The 16515-nt window shown below is 70.4% G+C and carries 14 protein-coding genes, 1 tRNA gene and 1 pseudogene; 6 read left to right on the forward strand and 10 right to left on the reverse strand.

What is annotated here, in order from left to right; genetic code table 11:
• Positions 1-28 precede the first annotated feature (28 nt).
• Positions 29-105, reverse strand: a tRNA-Met gene (locus tag ACY5KJ_RS08405).
• A gap of 77 nt (positions 106-182) precedes the next feature.
• Positions 183-3236, reverse strand: a complete 3054-nt coding sequence (locus ACY5KJ_RS08410; RefSeq protein WP_462203117.1) for a UPF0182 family membrane protein — start codon at positions 3234-3236, stop codon at positions 183-185.
• Positions 3237-3329: 93 nt separating this feature from the next.
• Here ACY5KJ_RS08410 and ACY5KJ_RS08415 point away from each other — a divergent pair, with 93 nt between their 5' ends.
• Positions 3330-3836 (forward strand): PPA1309 family protein, encoded by a 507-nt coding sequence (locus ACY5KJ_RS08415; RefSeq protein ID WP_011438157.1) that lies wholly within the window; start codon positions 3330-3332, stop codon positions 3834-3836.
• 129 nt (positions 3837-3965) lie between these two features.
• Here the strand turns inward: ACY5KJ_RS08415 and ACY5KJ_RS08420 are convergent, their stop codons facing one another.
• The 3 genes from ACY5KJ_RS08420 to ACY5KJ_RS08430 all read right to left on the reverse strand — a co-directional run bounded on the left by ACY5KJ_RS08420 (position 3966) and on the right by ACY5KJ_RS08430 (position 6036).
• Positions 3966-5003, reverse strand: a complete 1038-nt coding sequence (locus ACY5KJ_RS08420) for a YlbL family protein (protein ID WP_462188355.1) — start codon at positions 5001-5003, stop codon at positions 3966-3968.
• Positions 5004-5286: 283 nt separating this feature from the next.
• Positions 5287-5562, reverse strand: coding sequence for a hypothetical protein (locus ACY5KJ_RS08425; RefSeq protein ID WP_462188354.1), 276 nt, complete (start codon positions 5560-5562; stop codon positions 5287-5289).
• A gap of 60 nt (positions 5563-5622) precedes the next feature.
• A complete protein-coding gene (locus tag ACY5KJ_RS08430; protein ID WP_462188353.1) occupies positions 5623-6036 on the reverse strand; it encodes a molybdenum cofactor biosynthesis protein MoaE in 414 nt (137 codons plus the stop codon).
• Positions 6037-6278: 242 nt separating this feature from the next.
• On the opposite strand from ACY5KJ_RS08430, the gene ACY5KJ_RS08435 reads away from it, so the two are divergent.
• The 3 genes from ACY5KJ_RS08435 (at position 6279) to ACY5KJ_RS08445 (ending at position 10773) form a co-directional block, all read left to right on the forward strand.
• Entirely contained in the window at positions 6279-7646 is a 1368-nt protein-coding gene (locus ACY5KJ_RS08435) for a zinc-dependent metalloprotease (protein WP_462188352.1), read from the forward strand.
• A 176-nt stretch (positions 7647-7822) separates the two neighbouring features.
• Positions 7823-9067 (forward strand): ThiF family adenylyltransferase, encoded by a 1245-nt coding sequence (locus ACY5KJ_RS08440; protein WP_462203118.1) that lies wholly within the window; start codon positions 7823-7825, stop codon positions 9065-9067.
• A gap of 113 nt (positions 9068-9180) precedes the next feature.
• Positions 9181-10773: an ABC1 kinase family protein gene (locus tag ACY5KJ_RS08445; protein WP_462203119.1), complete on the forward strand. Its 1593-nt coding sequence runs from the start codon at positions 9181-9183 to the stop codon at positions 10771-10773.
• Positions 10774-10805: 32 nt separating this feature from the next.
• Here ACY5KJ_RS08445 and ACY5KJ_RS08450 read toward each other — a convergent pair whose 3' ends face one another.
• The 5 genes and pseudogenes from ACY5KJ_RS08450 to ACY5KJ_RS08470 all read right to left on the reverse strand — a co-directional run bounded on the left by ACY5KJ_RS08450 (position 10806) and on the right by ACY5KJ_RS08470 (position 15563).
• The gene (locus ACY5KJ_RS08450) at positions 10806-11024 is read right to left on the reverse strand and encodes a hypothetical protein (RefSeq protein WP_462203120.1); all 219 of its coding nucleotides are present in this window, start codon (positions 11022-11024) and stop codon (positions 10806-10808) included.
• A 106-nt stretch (positions 11025-11130) separates the two neighbouring features.
• Positions 11131-12480 (reverse strand): annotated as a pseudogene (locus ACY5KJ_RS08455) (alkaline phosphatase family protein); the annotation flags it as partial.
• A 25-nt stretch (positions 12481-12505) separates the two neighbouring features.
• Positions 12506-12796, reverse strand: a complete 291-nt coding sequence (locus ACY5KJ_RS08460) for a WhiB family transcriptional regulator (protein WP_462188348.1) — start codon at positions 12794-12796, stop codon at positions 12506-12508.
• A gap of 110 nt (positions 12797-12906) precedes the next feature.
• Entirely contained in the window at positions 12907-13182 is a 276-nt protein-coding gene (locus ACY5KJ_RS08465; RefSeq protein ID WP_462203121.1) for a hypothetical protein, read from the reverse strand.
• 167 nt (positions 13183-13349) lie between these two features.
• Positions 13350-15563, reverse strand: a complete 2214-nt coding sequence (locus tag ACY5KJ_RS08470) for an ATP-dependent DNA helicase UvrD2 (RefSeq protein ID WP_462203122.1) — start codon at positions 15561-15563, stop codon at positions 13350-13352.
• 94 nt (positions 15564-15657) lie between these two features.
• Here ACY5KJ_RS08470 and ACY5KJ_RS08475 point away from each other — a divergent pair, with 94 nt between their 5' ends.
• Positions 15658-15897 carry a mycoredoxin gene (locus tag ACY5KJ_RS08475; RefSeq protein WP_462186491.1) on the forward strand — a complete coding sequence of 80 codons (240 nt, stop codon included), beginning with the start codon at positions 15658-15660 and terminating at the stop codon, positions 15895-15897.
• Between the two features lie 113 nt (positions 15898-16010).
• A partial coding sequence (locus ACY5KJ_RS08480; RefSeq protein ID WP_462203123.1) for a GAF domain-containing protein occupies positions 16011-16515 on the forward strand: 505 nt, incomplete at its 3' end.

Genomic DNA, 16515 nt, shown 5'->3' on the forward strand with positions numbered 1-16515 from the left:
GGAAAAAAATTCCGAGGGTGCTTTCGACTGGTAGCGGGGACAGGATTTGAACCTGTGACCTCTGGGTTATGAGCCCAGCGAGCTACCGAGCTGCTCCACCCCGCGTCGGTGTGTCTTCACTATACAGGGCCGCCATCGGTAGCTGTCAAACCGATGGCGGCCCCAATGTGGGACTTTCGGGACTAGCCGGGTGCCGGGGCGGCCCGGGCCCCCGGTGAACCGGGAGCGTCGCCGCCGGCCACGGTCGCCGAAGGGGACGGAGCCGGCGGCTTGGCGGCCGGTGACGCGGGGACCGGTGACGCGGCTACCGATGCACCGGATGATGCCGTGGCAGCGGGTGGCGTCGCCGCCGGACTCGACAGAGTACGCAGGCGACCCAGCGCATCAGCCAGCTCGCTCTGGGCCTTCCCGTAGGCGGTGAAGTCCGGCGGGCTCTTGCCCAGGGCGTCCTGCCCCGCCTGGTAGGCGCGGTCAGCGTCGCCCACGGCGTCCTGCAGCGCGGTCTGCCCCGGCGGCGGGACGCCTGTCCCGCCCTGCCCTGATCTGGGGGCCGGCGTGCTGTCCTGACCGGTGTCCGTGGTCGTGGCCCCGGTTCCGGCCCCGGCCGCCGCGGCACCGGCGCCGGCGCCGAAGACCTTCTCCAAGGCCTCACCCAGCGAGGTACCGAAACCGATGCGGTCGCCGAAGGCCGTGGCGACCCCCTGCAGGGTCGGGTAGCCGGTGCTTCCCCTGGCCTGGACGTAGTAGGGCTCGACGTAGAGCAGCCCGCCGGCCACGGGCAGGGTCAGCAGGTTGCCCTCGATCGTGGTCGCTCCCCCGCTGCGCCATAGTGACAGCTGTTTGGCCACGTCGCCGTTGCCCTCGATGGCGTTCTGCACCTGGACCGGACCGTTGATCGTGTTCCCCGCCGGCAGTTTGAGCAGAGTGAACCGGCCGTAGTTGGCGGGGTCACTGGACACCGCCATGTACGCCGCGAGCTTCGAGGACCGGGCGGAGATCAACGGTGAGGTGAGGTTGTAGGACGGGCCCTTGCGCCCGGGAAGCTGGCTGTAGACGTAGAACGGCGGCTGGGGTTGCCCGCTTCCATCCGGCGAGTCGGACACATCCCAGAAGTCCTCCTGGGAGTAGAAGTCCCGCGGGTTGGAGATGTGGTACTGCCCGATCAGATCACGCTGGACCTTGAACAGGTCCTCCGGATAACGCAGGTGTGCCCGGAGGGACGGTGGGATGTCACTCTTCGGCTTCACCGTGTCCGGGAACGCCCTCATCCAGGTCCGTAGCACCGGGTCGGACTCATCCCAGGCGTAGAGGGTGACGGTGCCGTTGTAGGCGTCCACCGTCGCCTTCACCGAGTTACGGATGTAGTTGACCTGGTTCGAGGCCTGCCGGGTGCGGTTGCCGCTCTGGGTGGTCACCGAGTCGGCGGTCACGTCACCCAGAGTGCGCCGGGCGGAGTAGGGATAGCCGTCAGAGGTTGTGTAACCATCGAGAATCCAGGTGATCCGGCCGTTGACGATCGCCGGGTACGGGTCTCCGTCGAGGGTGAGCCAGGGCGCTGCCTTGCTGACCCGGTCCCGCGGGTTTCGCTCGTACAGGATCCGGGAGTTCTTCGTGATGTCGCCGGAGAGCAGGATGTTCTTCTCCCCGAACCGCAGCGCGAACAGCGCCCGACGGAAGGTCGAGCCGATCGAGACCCCACCGTCGCCCTGGTAGGTCGTGGTGACCTGGGTTTCTCCCGGCCCCGGCCCGTCGATCTCCATCTGCCTGGTGCCGACGATGGAATACGACGGCGACATCTCCCCGAAGTAGACCCGATTCTCCTTGATACCGAAGGTACCGTCCTGCGGGAAACCGCTCACGCCGTGATCGAAGTCGGGGCGCCCCACGTCGACGGTGTTCGACGGCGCCGCGACAAATCCCTTGCCGTGGGTATAGGTCAGGTGCTCGTTGATCCAGTTGCGCTGCTGCGTTCCCAGCCCGGCCTGGTTCAGCTCCCGCACCGATACCACGTAGTCCTGGGTCGTCGGCTTCTTGTCCGCCCCTATGACGGTGTACCGGTCGACGTCGAGAGTCGGCGGGAAACCATAGTAGCCGCGGAACTGCTGGAGCTGCTGGAATGTCCGGGAGAGTTTGCTGGGGTCGAGCAGGCGGATGTTGGGGACCGTGCCGGTGTCGGCGGCGACCTGCTGGGCGGTGACGTCGGTGCTGGCGGCATAGTCCTGCGGCTCGACGTCCTGGATGCCGTAGGCGGCCCGGGTCGCCGCGATGTTGCGCGCGATGTAGGGCTCCTCGCGGGTCGCCTCGTTCGGCCGGACCTGGAACTGCTGGACAATCGCCGGGTAGATTCCGCCGATCACCATCGAGGACAGGACGAGGATGCCCGCGCCGAGCAGCGGCAGCGTCCAGCCCCGCTGGAAGATGTTGTAGATGAACAGCACCGCGCAGGCCAGCGAGATGAACAGCAGGATCAGCTTCGCCGGCAGCACGGCGTGTACATCGGTGTAGGACGCACCGGTCCCCACCCCGCGCGAGGAGAACACCGAGCCGAACCGGTCGAGGTAATACGCCCACGCCTTGAGCAGGGCGAGCAGCCCGAGCAGCACCGAGATGTGCGCCTTCGCCGCCGGGGTCACCCGTTCCCCCGGGGTCTGCATCCGGATTCCGCCGAACAGGTAGTGGGTCAGCAGGGTGACGAGCAACGACAGCAGCACCGCGGTCAGCAGGAAGCCGAGCAGGAACCGCTGGAAGGGATAGCTGAACGCGTAATAGCTGATGTCCCGGTGAAACTGCAGATCAGGGGTCCCGAAAGACTCGCCGTTCACCCACAGCAGCCACGTCCGCCACTGGCCGGCGGCGGACAGGCCCGCGGCCAGGCCGAACAGCGTCGTGACCGCGAGCAGGATCAGCAGCATGTACGGCTCGATCGCCGACCGGTAACGTTCCAGGTTCTGCTGCTCGGTCGACAACGGCCGAAGCGGCGGCCGTAGCCGGTACGCAAGTACGATGTTGGTTCCGACGATGATCGCCATTACCGCGCCGAAGAGGACGAACAGCAAAATCCGGGTGTAGAGGACTGTGGTGAACACCCTGCTGAAGTCGATCGAGCGGTAGAACAGCAGGTCAGTGTATAGCTGAGTGAAGACGGCGATGATCGTGATCGCGAGGACGATGACAAGCAGCACCGGCACGAGCACCTTGGTGCGGGTCAGCACCGGGCGGCGACTGGTGGTTGCCACAGGTTCCTCCGTGCGTCGGTGATTCGGGGCGCGTACCGCGCTAGTACGGCAACCTACGCCAAGGGCTCTGGGGAGATCGGAGAGGATGGGTCGGTGAACAGCCCGAACATCACGGAGTTGACCTCCGTCGTACTCGAGGTCGAGCGGCACGTCGCCGATTCCGGGTGGGATCAGCCCAGCCAGGTCTACGCGCTGGCCGACACCGCCGACCTGCTGGCGCGAGAACCCGCGCTGGCCCCCCACATCGGCGACTCCCCGCCTGGGTCACTGACCCCGGTCGAGCAGGAACCGCTGCCGGTGGGACGGCTCGACGAGGTGCTGGCGGGGATCGGATGGCCGCCGGAGGTGCTCGGGTGCGTGCTGGTCACCGAGCTTGTCGTCCTGCCGCCCAGCGCGGAGGAGGAGGCTCCGTACTCCGATCACGAGATCGAGTACTGGGCGGCGAACCATCCCGAACGCCAGGACGTCCGCCTCGCCGTCGGAGTCACCCGCAGCGGGCTGCACGCGTCCTGCCTGCGAGTCCGCGGAGACGACGAACTCGTCATCGATCCGGATCTGGCCGACAACCTCGTCGACGGGCTGCTCGCGACCTTCCAGTGAGTCGACCCGGCGGGCGGCGGCGCACGGCAGCCGCCCGTCCCCTTCCGGCACCGGCGCCACCGGGCACAACAGCAGCACCGGGCGCACACGGATGGCGCATGGCACGGATGGGGCGCGCTTGGGGCGCGCTCAGCAGGACGGCACCGCCGCGGCCGGATTCGCCCGGAGGGCGTCGACGGCCTTCAGCGCGCCCGCCAGCGATTCAACCTTCACCAGGCGCGGACCGCCGGAGTCAATCGCGCGGGCGTCGCCGCAGTTCCCCGCGGGGACCAGGAAGATCGATGCCCCGGACACCCTGGCCCCGAGGATCTTCTGCTGGATACCGCCGATCGGTCCCACCTCACCGGCGGAGGTGATCGTCCCGGTGCCAGCGATGATCTTTCCCCCGGTCAACGCGCCGGGGGTGAGAAGGTCCACGATGCCCATCGCGAACATCAGCCCGGCACTCGGCCCGCCGACATCCGAGATACGGATACGAACCGTGAACGGGTAGGTCCGCTTCTCCGTCGTGGTGACACCGATCATGGCGCGAGCGGGGTCGTCGGTGGCGGCCCGAGTCGTGACGGTGGCCGTGGCCGTCTTTCCGTCGCGCTGATAGGTGACCGTCACGGGATGGCCCGGAGTCACCTTCCCGACCTGCCGGCGCAGCTCCTCCTGGTTGGCCACGGCCACCCCGCCGACCTTCGTGATCACATCGCCCGGCGTCAGCTTGCCGGTGGCCGGGGAGCCCGCGGGGACCCCGGCGACCACGACCGAACGGCCGGTGGGCGCGATACCGAGCTGCGCGAGCGCTGCCGCGGTCGCCTGGTCCTGCGAGTCGAGCATCGCCTGCGCGTTCTCCTGCTGGATCTGCTCCTGACTCGAACCGGGCGGCCGGATCAGCTCGCTGGGCACCACCGCCCGGTCGGAGTCGGACCAGTCCTGCAGCGCGGTGACGAGGTTGAGCCGGGGCGTCTCCTCGACCGTGGTCAGCTCGAGCTTGCCGGCGGTCGGATAGGTCCGCCGGCCTTCCACGGTGATCAAGGACGTCCCGTCGACGCTGCCGAGAGTGTCGGTGACCGGCCCGGGGGCCAAGGTGACGAACGGTACCGGCATCCACAGCCCCGCGACCACGAGAACCAAAGCCAGTACCGACGCGACCACGAGGGTCTGGGTGCGCCGGACCATGCTCACAGTCTATGTACCAGGGCTCACAACCCTCGTCCCAGCGTCCGGGAACCGAGGTTCGCCACGACGGCCCGGGGTTGCGATGATCGGTGCCGAAAGGCATTCGGTGACCCGAAAGGCGCGGCGGAAGGCCGTGGCGGAGTCCCGGAAGGCCGCGCGGAAGGCCGGGAAGTGGGGAGTAAAGAGCGAGATCAAAAGCACGGTCGAGGGACTCGAAGGATCACTCGGTCCTGAACCGCCGCCCGGCGGCCGGTGAGATGCCCCGGCCGCCGGACGGAGACGATCAGGTGGACTCGGACGGCGGCGCCGTGTGTCTCTCGGAGGGCGGTGCCCCGGCCGCGGCGGACCGCCCGGGATGGCCGGGATGGCCGGGTTCGTCGAGGGCGGTAACGGTACGAACCTCGTGCTGGGTGGGGATCGGTCGGGCCAGCGCGGCCATACTGCGCCGGTAGCCCTCAATCGTGATCATGGCTTCGGAGGTGCGGTCGGGACGGCTGCGTAGGGCGACCCACGCAAGAGTTATGAGCACGGCGACGGGGGGGATCAACAGGAACCACATGGGAGCCTCGACGTCGAGACGGGCAAGAAGATGACTTATTTCTATCGTAGGGTGCCCCGATCAGCAGGCGCTTACCCATTCCGCCGCGCCATCCGCAAAAATCTGGTGTTTCCAAATGGGAACCTGCTCCTTGATGTCATCGATCAGACGACGACAGGCGGCAAAAGCCTCCGCCCGGTGGGCCGCGCCGACCGCCACGATCACGGCGGTGTCCCCGACAGCGAGGTGACCGGTACGGTGAACCACCGCGACGGCCAGCACCGGTGCGGTCGCGGCGACGTCGCCGGCGACCCGGGCGATCTCCGTGCCGGCCCGGGGATGCGCCTGATACGTCAGGTCGGTCACCCCGCGGCCCTGGTCCTGGTCCCGGACAGTGCCCACGAACAGGGCGATCCCCCCCACACCGGGGAACCGCACGGCAGCCAGGCACTCGTCCACCGACAGAGCGCCGTCCCGGATCTCGGCGAGCGTCACCCGCGCGACCGGGTCCGGGTCCGGGTCCGGCGCGGACGACGGAGACGGCGAAGGTGACGAAGGAGGCGCGGGTGACGCGGGAGCGGTCGGCGGGGCCCCGCCAGAGAACACGTCGGTTCCACAGCTACGACCGTAACGGTCGGGGCCAGCGCCGTTTCGCCCGTTGGGCAGAAAACGCATTACCGTGGGTTCATGTGCCAACTGTGCGTGCGACTGCCCGCCTCCCGAGGAGGCTACGGCCGATGAGTGGCAACTTCCCGTTCGGCTTCACGCCCGCTGGCGGCGGCGACGAGCCCCGACCCCCCTTCGGTGGCGGCGCCCCGTTCTTTGCCGAGCTCGAACGGCTGCTGTCCTGGCATGGCGGTCCGGTCAACTGGGAGCTGGCCCGCCAGGTGGCCGTCAGATTCCTCGGCGACACCGACTCCGCGGTGTCCACGGCCCAGCGGGAGCCGGTGGGCGAGGCGATGCGGATCGCCGACGTCTGGCTCGACGCGGTGACCTCGCTGCCGGCCGGAGCCACGGCGGCCGAGGCCTGGTCGCGGCAGGAGTGGATCGAGAAGACCCTGCCGGTCTGGCAGACCCTCTGCGACCCGATCGCCACGAAGGTCGTCGAGGCGATGCGCACTGGGATCTCCAGCGGGCTGAACCAACTCGGTGGCGGCGGGATCGAGCTGCCGAGTGAGCTGCGCGGCGCGCTCCCCCCGGGGCTCAACCTCAGCGGGCTGATGGCCACCGGCGGCCCCATTATGCAGATGATGAACCGGGTCGGCGGGATGCTGTTCGGCGCCCAGGTGGGGCAGGCGATCGGCACCTTGGCCGCCGAGGTCGTCTCCTCCACCGAGGTCGGGCTGCCGCTCGGACCGGTCGGAACCGCAGCCCTGATCCCAGCGGGTGTCGTCGCCTTCGGTCAGGGCCTGGAGATCCCCGAGGACGAGGTACGCATCTACCTGGCGCTGCGGGAGGCCGCGTCCAACCGGCTGTTCGCGCACGTCCCCTGGCTACGCGCCCACGTCCTGGGCGCGGTGGAGGAGTACGCCCGCGGCATCGCGGTGGACACCGAGGCCGTCGGACGGGTGATGCGGATGGTCGACCCGACGGCGTTGATGAATCCTGAACGGCTGTCGGAGGCGCTCGGCGAGGACGTGTTCAGCGACGCCACCACCCCCGAGCAGAAGGCCGCGCTCGCCCGTCTCGAACTGATCCTCGCGCTGATCGAGGGCTGGGTCGATCATGTAACGGACGCCGCGGCCGCCGGTCATCTGCCGGCCGCGGGCAAACTACGCGAAATGGTGCGGCGCCGTCGCGCCGAAGGCGGTCCGGGCGAGCAGACCTTCGCCACGCTGGTCGGTCTCTCCCTGCGGCCACGCAAGCTGCGGGAGGCCGCCGCCCTGTGGGAGGCGGTACGGGACGCCCGGGGTCACGAGGGTCGCGACGCGCTGTGGGCGCATCCCGATCTGCTGCCCACCGCGGCAGATCTCGCCGCCCCGGAGGCGTTCGTGTCCGGCGCGCCGTCGAGCGCGCTCGACGACCCGATCGGCGAAATCGAGAAACTCCGCGGCGCCCCACCCGCCGATGGCGGATCCGACGGACCAGACAAGCCGGACAGGTAACCCGGGCGGACCGGGGTGATCCACAGTTTCGTCCACAGCACGTCCACAGCGATCCACGGGCGTTCCCCCTTCGCCGGTCGGACGTGCCACGCTGAGGATCCGCCGGTCGCCGTGACCGGCCCATCCTGGTCCGATTCCCCGGCCTCGACCGGCCGGCGGGAACACCCGGAGGATCCATGCGCCCGATCCTCAAGCCGGGCCTGCGCCGGCTCTGGCACAACAGCTCCACCCTGCAGCTCGGCATCGACACCGCACGCGCCGTCCTCCTCGCCGACCTGGCCCCGTCAGACGCCGCCCTGCTCGACGCCCTCGACGGCAGCCGCACGCTGGAGCAGCTGCGTCTCGATGGCACTTCCGCCGGCCGGGTCCTGCTCGACCTGCTCGCCGAGGCCGGCCTGCTGGACGACGCCACGGCGCCTCCCGGTGCGGCACCGCTGCCCGCGGTCGAGCATGACCGCCTGTCGCCCGATCTGGCGGCGCTGTCCCTGGTATCAGAAGATCCGGCCGGTGCGCGCCGGGTCCTCGCCACCCGCCGGGCGATGCGTGTTCTTGTGCGCGGCGCCGGTCGCGTCGGTGCTCAGGTCGCGGCCCTGCTCGCCGCGGCCGGGATCGGCCGGGTCGTCATCGACGATCCCGAGGTGACGACCGCCGCCGACGTCTCCCCGGGCGGCCTGCGCCTCGACGATGTGGGGCGTCCCCGGTCCCTGGCCACCGGCGCGGCGGTGACCCGGGCCAGCCGGCAGGCCGCCGGGCACCGCCGGCCCGACGAGGACGGGTTCGCCGCGGACCTGATTGTGCTGGCTCCGGTCGGTCTGCCGATGATCCACCCTGGGGAGTGCCTCGACCTGGAAGGCCGGGGCACCGCCCATCTCGTGGCCGGGGTGCGGGAGACCACGGGGATCGTCGGTCCGCTCGTCGTGCCGACCGTGACCGCGTGCCTGCACTGCCAGCATCTCCACCGGTACTCCCGGAACCCGGTCTGGCCGGTGCTCGCCATGCAGATGGCCCACCGCCCGGCCGCCGGGCCGGGCGCCTGCGAGATCACCCTGGCGGGTCTTGTCGCCGCGCTCACCGCCATGCAGGCCCTGGCCTTTCTGGACCTCGCCGCCTCGCCTCCACCCGCCCTATCCGACCTATCCGGCGTCACGGGCCCCACCCCTGGCCAACATCCCGACAACTCGGCCTACCTGCCACCGACAGCAAGCAGCAACAATGAGACCTTCGTTGCATTGACTCCCCCGCGCACAGTCCTACCGGTGACCGCCGGCCTACCGGTGACCGCCGACGGCACGCTGGAGTTCACCGTTCCCGGCTGGCGGATCCGCCGACGCACCTGGCCGGTCCACCCCAACTGTCCCTGCCGCACCGCTCGATCGGCGGCCGCGTCGGCGGACGCTTCTTCGCCAGTGGCACCTGCGTGACCGTTCCACTCCGCGGGCGGTCGCCGCGTCGACGTCCTGGAGCCATTTGGCGTCCTGGAGTCATTACGCCTGGCCGGCACCCGTGACGACGCGGAACAGGGCACGATGGAGCGGTGTCCGAGATCCCACGGCGGGCTGTCGTCCGCACCGCCAAGCTGGCCACGCTTCCCATCGGCATAGCCGGCCGAGCCACCCTCGGCGTCGGCAAACGCATCGGTGGTCGCCCCGCCGAGGCCGTCGCCTCCGAGCTCCAGCAGCGCACCGCCGCGCAGATCTTCCGGGTACTCGGGGAGCTCAAGGGTGGCGCCATGAAACTGGGCCAGGCGCTGTCCGTCTTCGAGGCGGTGCTTCCCGACGACGTCGCCGGGCCCTACCGGGCGGCGCTGACCAGGCTGCAAGAGACGGCGCCCCCGCTGCCGGCGGCGGTGGTGCACCGCGTGCTCGCCGAGGAGCTCGGAGCGGACTGGCGCTCGCTGTTCACAAGCTTCGACGACGTTCCGGCGGCGGCAGCCAGCATCGGCCAGGTGCATCGGGCGGTCTGGGCCGACGGCCGGGCCGTCGCGGTAAAGGTGCAGTATCCGGGAGCGGGTCCCGCTCTGCTCGCCGATCTCACCCAGCTCGGCCGGGCCGCTCGGCTGTTCGGCGCGGTCACTCCCGGGCTGGACATCAAGCCGCTGGTCGAGGAGCTCAAGGCCCGGATCGCCGAGGAGCTCGACTATCGGTTGGAGGCCGCCTGGCAGGGGGCCTTCGCCGAGGCGTACGCAGACGACCCGGACGTCGTCATCCCCTGGCCGCTGGCCGGTTCCGGCCGGGTGCTCGTGAGCGAGTGGATCGAGGGAATCCCCCTGTCCGTCATCATCGCGGACGGTACCCCGGAGCAGCGCGACGCCGCCGGCCTGCTGCTCGTGCGGTTTCTCTATTCCTGCCCGGGTCGCGCCGGTCTGCTGCACGCGGATCCGCATCCCGGCAACTTCCGTCTGCTGTCCGACGGGCGGCTCGGCGTCCTGGACTTCGGTGCCGTGAACCGCCTGCCGGACGGCCTGCCGGCGCCGATCGGCCGGCTGGCTCGACAGACCCTGGCCGGGGACGCCGACGCCGTCGAGCAGGGACTACGCTGTGAGGGCTTCATCCCGCCGTCGGCCGAAATCCGAGCCGAGGACCTGCTGGATTATCTGGCCCCGGTGCTGGAGCCGATCGCGGTGGAGGAGTTCACCTTCTCCCGAGGCTGGCTGCGCAAGGAGGCCGCCAGGTTCGGAGACTGGCGGTCGGCGACGGCACAGCTCGGTCGCCAGCTCAATCTGCCGCCGTCGTACCTGCTCATCCACCGGGTGACACTCGGCGCGATCGGCATCCTGTGCCAACTGGGCAGCACCGGCCGCTTCCGGGACGAGATGGATCGCTGGCAACCCGGGTTCGCCGAACCGGGGACGGCGACCGCCCGCGCGGCCGAGGACGCCAACCGGCCCGGTCGTCCCCTGCCCGCTCTCCTCGTCCAGGACGAGGTCTGGAGGTCGGCGGCCGACACTGCGGCGGCGGCCGACCGGGCCACCACCCCCGCGGCGCTGCCCATGCAGGCCGAGCCGGCCGAACCGAGCCGGCCTTCCACCCCGGCGAACCGCTCCACCGCGGCTCGACCCCGGTCAGGCCGCAAGGCCGCCCCGCGCCGGGCACCGGACGAGGAGTCTTCTCCGACCCCGCAACCGTGACCGACGCTTATTGACGGGCCTGGCCCGACGGGTCAGCCCCCCGGCTGCTCGACGATGTCAACGATGTCGACGCCGAGATACAGGAAACCGTATCCCTCGTCCCGGAAACGCACCCCGGCGGCGCGCAGCGCAGCCCCCCAGCCGCCCTGGCAGGTGGGATCCGCCGCCTCCGAACCGTGGTCGGCGGTCAGCAGGATCGCGGTCTCGGCCAGCAGATCCCGCTCGGCGAGCAGGTCGAGGAAGGCGCACAACCGGGCGTCCGCGTCCCGCAGCGCGGCGCGGGCCTGCTCGGAGTACGGGCCCGCCCCCGTGATGCCCGGTGTCGGTAATGGTGGTGTTCCACCACATCAGGTCCGGGGGCACCGCGTCCGCCGCCCAGAGCTGCTGGACCTGCGCGAGGCCGAGCGCGTCCACCCGGGTGGACCAGGCATAGTCGGCGCTCTCCCCTACCCAGTGGGCGGTGGCGTGCGGGTCGCCGTCGGCCGGAGGCAGGTAGTCCCCCATATCGCCGGCCCCGCCGTGGTTACCGGCGGCCCGCACGAGCCCGAAGGTCGAGTAGTCCGCACCCCGGTCGACCGGTTCGTTCACGCAGGCGCTGGTCGCCCCGGGCCGGTCGCGCACGAGGGCCTCGAACAGCGTCTCCACCCCGTCCCGAAGCTGATCGCACGCGGAATGCCAGGTCCGCACGTCGTTGACGATGACCTGCTCGCCGGTCGCCCGGTCGAAGTACACGTTGTGCAGGATGCCGTGCCGGCCCGGCCCGACTCCGGTGAGCGCGGAGGTGTGGTTGGTCAACGTGACGCTGGGGAACTCGGCGATCGCGCCACCGGTCAGGGCCGTCCCGGTGGCGAGCAGACGCGCGACCCCCGGCAGCTCGCCGGTGTGCGCGAGGTGCAGGACGTCATTGCTGTTTGCCCCGTCCCAGAGCAGGCCGACGACGTACCGGGCCCCTGGGCCCACCAGATCGGTGAGCGGCGTCCCCTCCACATCCGCCATGGTCACGCCGGCGAGGGCCGCGAGGGTGGGTCCGATGTCGATGACCCGCGCCGCGCCGGCCCGCGGGCCCCGGGCCCGCACGCCCGCGCCGGACAGGATCAGCGGAGCCCGGGACTGGCCGGCATCCAACGATCCGTGCTCACCCAGGTGGCCGCCGCGGTCGGGCCAGTAGTGCCGGGGGGTGTGTACGACGATCAGATCGGGTGAACGGCTGGGATCGGCGAAGGCGGACAGCAGTCGCCGTCCGGCGAACGGGTAGGAGTTGCGCTCGTTCGGTGGTGACGGGTCGGCGAGCGCCGCCGCGAGCGGCACGCCGTGCATCGGATCCTCCGACCCGAGCGGGTCACGCCCGAAGCGGAGCTCCCGGGGACCGTCCGGATCGGCCACCGGCAACCGCGACGAACCGATCGCGTTCGCCACGTAGAGCCAGCCGGAATCGACCCAGGCCACGAGATCCACGATCGCGGCCAGCTCGGGACTGGTGAGGACGGCAACGGCCAGAGAAAGATCGTCGGATGCGGTCAGTCCCGGCGCTCCGGCCGGACCCGCACCTGTGGACACCGGGTAGACACGCTCGCTGCTGGGCACGCCGGAACAGTACCGGGGCCGCGGGCACCACCGGAAGAAAAAGCGCGGCAACACCGGTGGGCGGGACACCGACGATCCGGTGTCCCGCCCGTGCTGGTGCGGCGATGCCACCGCCGCCCCCATGTGATCAACGGGTGGCACGGAGGGCTCAGGCGGCGACCTCTTCTTCCTTGCGCTCCTTGCGCGGACGGCCGCGGGGCCGCTTGCGCGGGACGACGCTACCGGTCACCAGCAGCTCGCCACCCCACACTCCCCAGGGCTCGGCACAGTCGAGCGCGGCGGACAGGCACGCCGCCCGGATAGGGCAGGTTCGGCAGACGGCCTTGGCGGTCTCCACGTCCGCCGGGGACTCAGCGAAGAACATGTCAGGATCTACGTCCCAGCAGGGCAGGACGAGACGATCCCGCTCGATCCGGGAAACGACCGAGGGGTCGAACACCGGTGTCACCTCCGAGACAGGTTGGTCTTCGGGTGGGATGAAGGAAGCGAAACGACAAAGGCCGCGGTCCCCATCGGGATCCGCGGCCTCGGACTCGGCTCCAGTCGGCGCTAGTCCAGGAGCGGATCGTGGGCGGATCCCCGGAAGGTGAGGTGACGGTGTGCATAGCCGGACGCCGACGCCACGCTCCCCGCCGGGTTCGGGAACGCGGACTCCTGGGCCGACAGATCATCGGCTTGGACCGTGAGGACGGCGGCGGACGTACCACGGTCGGCGAGCGCACCAATGACGGCACCGACGACGGCATTCATGAAGGCCGCGCCGTGCCGGTTCTCCCACGGACGGGTGATCTCGGCGACAGCTCTGTCCATCACAATGCTGAACACGACGAAATCACCTCCTTCTCTGTGGGCTCGGGAGTCCGTGGGTGCCGGAGTCCGTGGGTGCCGACGGGTGTCACTCCACATGCCTGCTTCAGGCGTCCTCGGTAACGGTAGAAGCTCGCCGCGCGAACCACAACATATTTTCTGTGTCGCGCCGCGGACACTTCCAGTTACGAAGCGTCGGGCGGCGTGCCGGGCTCCAATGACTCCGCCACCGGCGGCGACCCGACCGGCGGCGGCGTGCGCCCCGAGACGAGGGCGAGTACGTCCTCCCCGTAACGGTCGAGTTTGGCCTGTCCGATGCCGGGCAGCCGCACGAGCTCGGCCACCGTGCTCGGCCGGCTCTCGGCGATCGCCTGCAGCGTGGCGTCGGTGAAGACGACGAAGGCCGGTGCCCCCTGTTCCTTCGCCCGCGCCGAACGCCACGCCCGCAGGCGCTCGAACAGCGCGGCGTCGACGTCGCCGGGGCAGCCCTCGCAGCGTCCGACCCGCGCATGCACACCCGTCAACGACCGGCCGCACGTCCGGCACCGCACCGCCGATCTGCTCCGGGACCGACCCGGGCTGGCCTCCTCCGCCCCAGCCACGGGCCTCGTGCCCTCGCCTCGCCCCCCGTGGCGGACGCCGGCCGCGGGCTCCCGGCGCATCGGGCGCAGATCGTCGAGGAACCGGGACGGCCGCCGCGACCGCCGGCCGCCCTCTGCCCGGGACAGCGCCCAGGACAGGACAAGGTGCCTGCGGGCCCTGGTCACCCCGACGTAGAGCAGGCGACGTTCCTCGGCGATCTGCTCGGCGGTCCTGGCATGGACGAGGGGAAGCGTGCCCTCGGTCAGCCCGACGAGGAACACCGCATCCCATTCCAGGCCCTTGGCGGTGTGCAAGGTCGACAGGGTCACCCCCTGCACCGTCGGCTGATGCTCGTGGGTCGCGCGGTCGCCGAGCTCGGCGACGAAGGCCTCAAGGTCGGCCTCGGGCGAACGGGCGGCGAGATCGCCGGCCAGCCGGTGCAGCGCGGCGAGGTTCTCCCATTGTTCCCGCTCGGCGCCCGAGCCCACCGTCGGCTGGTCCGCCCGCCAGCCGAGCGCCGCGAGGATGTCGGCGACGACGGCCGTGAGTCCCTCCGGGCGGTCGGTGTCGGCAGAGCGCACCGCGGCCCGCAGCAACCGCATGGCTGCGACGACCTCGCTCCGCTCGAAGAACTTCTCCCCGCCCCGGAGCAGGTAAGCGATGCCGGCCCCGCCGATCGCCGCCTCATACGCCTCGGACTGGGCATTCGTGCGATACAGCACGGCGATCTCACTCGCCGGCACGCCCTGGTCGAGCAGCCGGCGGATCCGGGACGCCACCGCGGCGGCTTCCGCCGGCTCGCTGTCGCACTCCAGCCACACCGGGGCGGGACCCTCCGGGCGGGCAGCGATGAGGCGGGCCGCCGGGGCCGCCCGCATCAGGGTGTTCGCGAGTTCGACCACCTGGAGGGTGGACCGGTAGTCCCGGATCAGACGCACCACGGCCGCGTCCGGGAACCGGCGCGGGAACCCGAGCAGGTGCTCGGGCGACGCCCCGGTGAACGAATAGATCGTCTGATGGGGGTCCCCGACGACACAGAGGCTGTCGCGCTCCCCCAGCCAGGCGTCGAGGACACGCTGTTGCAGGTCGTTGACATCCTGATACTCGTCAACGACGAAATGGCGGTATCTGGCCCTGACCTCGGCCGCGACCCAGCTGTGCTCCTCGATCATCGCCGCGGTCAGCAGCAGCAGATCCTCCATGTCGATCACACCGGCGTCGCGCTTGACCTCCTCGTACGCGGCGTAGAGCCGGGCGACCGTCTCGGGGGGGGTGACGGTCTCCCGCCCGCTCGCCGCCGCCATCCGGGCGTAGTCCGCCGGGCCCACAAGCGTCGCCTTCGCCCACTCGACCTCCGAGGTGAGGTCGCGCAGCTCGGCCCGGTCCGGCCGCAGGTGCAGGCGGGCGGCCGCCCGCACCACGTACGGGATCTTGCTCTTCTCCACCCTGGGCAGCGCGACCCCGGCGACCGGCGGCCAGAAGTACAACAGTTGCTTGAGAGCCGCGGAATGGAACGTCCTGGCCTGCACTCCATCAACACCCATGGCCCGCAACCGGCCGCGCAGCTCTCCCGCGGCCCTGGCTGTGAAGGTCACCGCCAGGATCTGACCCGGCCCGACCCCCCCCTGAGCGACCATGTGCGCGACTCGATGGGTGATGGTGCGCGTCTTACCCGTACCGGCGCCGGCGAGGATGCAGACCGGTCCGAGCGGAGCTCCGGCCGCGACCCGCTGTTCGGGATCGAGCGCGGCGAGCAGATCGTTGCCCGACCGCACACGGGCGGCCTGGGCGGCGAGGGCAGGCGGTCCGGACATCATCCGATACGGTAGTCCCCGCCGCGCGGCGGGAACCGACGGCGCCGCGGTGGGGTTACATGAACCGTTGTGTCACCAGCGGCTTGGAGGCCCTTTCGTGCTCACGATCTACACGACTTCCTGGTGTGGCTACTGTGTTCGGCTGAAGCGCCAACTCGACCATGCCGGCGTCGAGTACACGACCGTTGATATCGAGCAGGACCCGACAGCAGAGCAACGTGTCCGCGATGCGAACAACGGGAACGCGACCGTACCGACCGTGCTCTTTCCCGATGGCACTGTGATGACGAACCCAAGCCTTCGCCAAGTCACAGAGAAGGTCACTTCTGCCGCATAACGGATACGTAGAGCAACGACATCTCGGGAGTTCTTACCTTCCCACTGCACACGCGGCCGGCTCGTGGGACGGTGTCCGTCACTGCCCGTGAAGTTTGTGGGAGAGTTCGGCCTGTGTCGTCAGCACCTTCAGAACAGGCGTGGAGCACCGTCGATGCCGCGCTGCGGGCCGCCAGCGCCCTTCACCGGATGGAGACGGCCTGTTTCGTCATGGTATCGACGACGACCGCGAGCTATCTCCGGGTGACAGGTCCCTCCGCTGGTCTCGACGAGGGAACGCACTACCCCCGGGGGGACAGCCTGGTCGCCCGCGTGCTCGACGGCACGCCCGCCACGGCGTCCGGTCTCGGCCCGACGCACGCCGGATCCGACACGGCCGAATACCGCCAGCTCGGGATACGCAGTCATGTCACGATGCCGGTGGTCCGCGCGGACGGTCGGCTGGTGGGCCTCCTCGTCGGCCTGGACCACAGCAAGGTGATCGTATCGGCCGACATCCTGGCCCTGCTGCGCGGGGTGGCCGATGCACTCGCGGCCACCGGGGACGTTCCCGTGCCGAGCCCGCCGACGGTCTCCGCGAACGGTCCCCGGCCGCCCGGCGGCCCGACCCCCCCGGGCC

This window comes from Frankia sp. CcWB3, assembly GCF_977927595.1.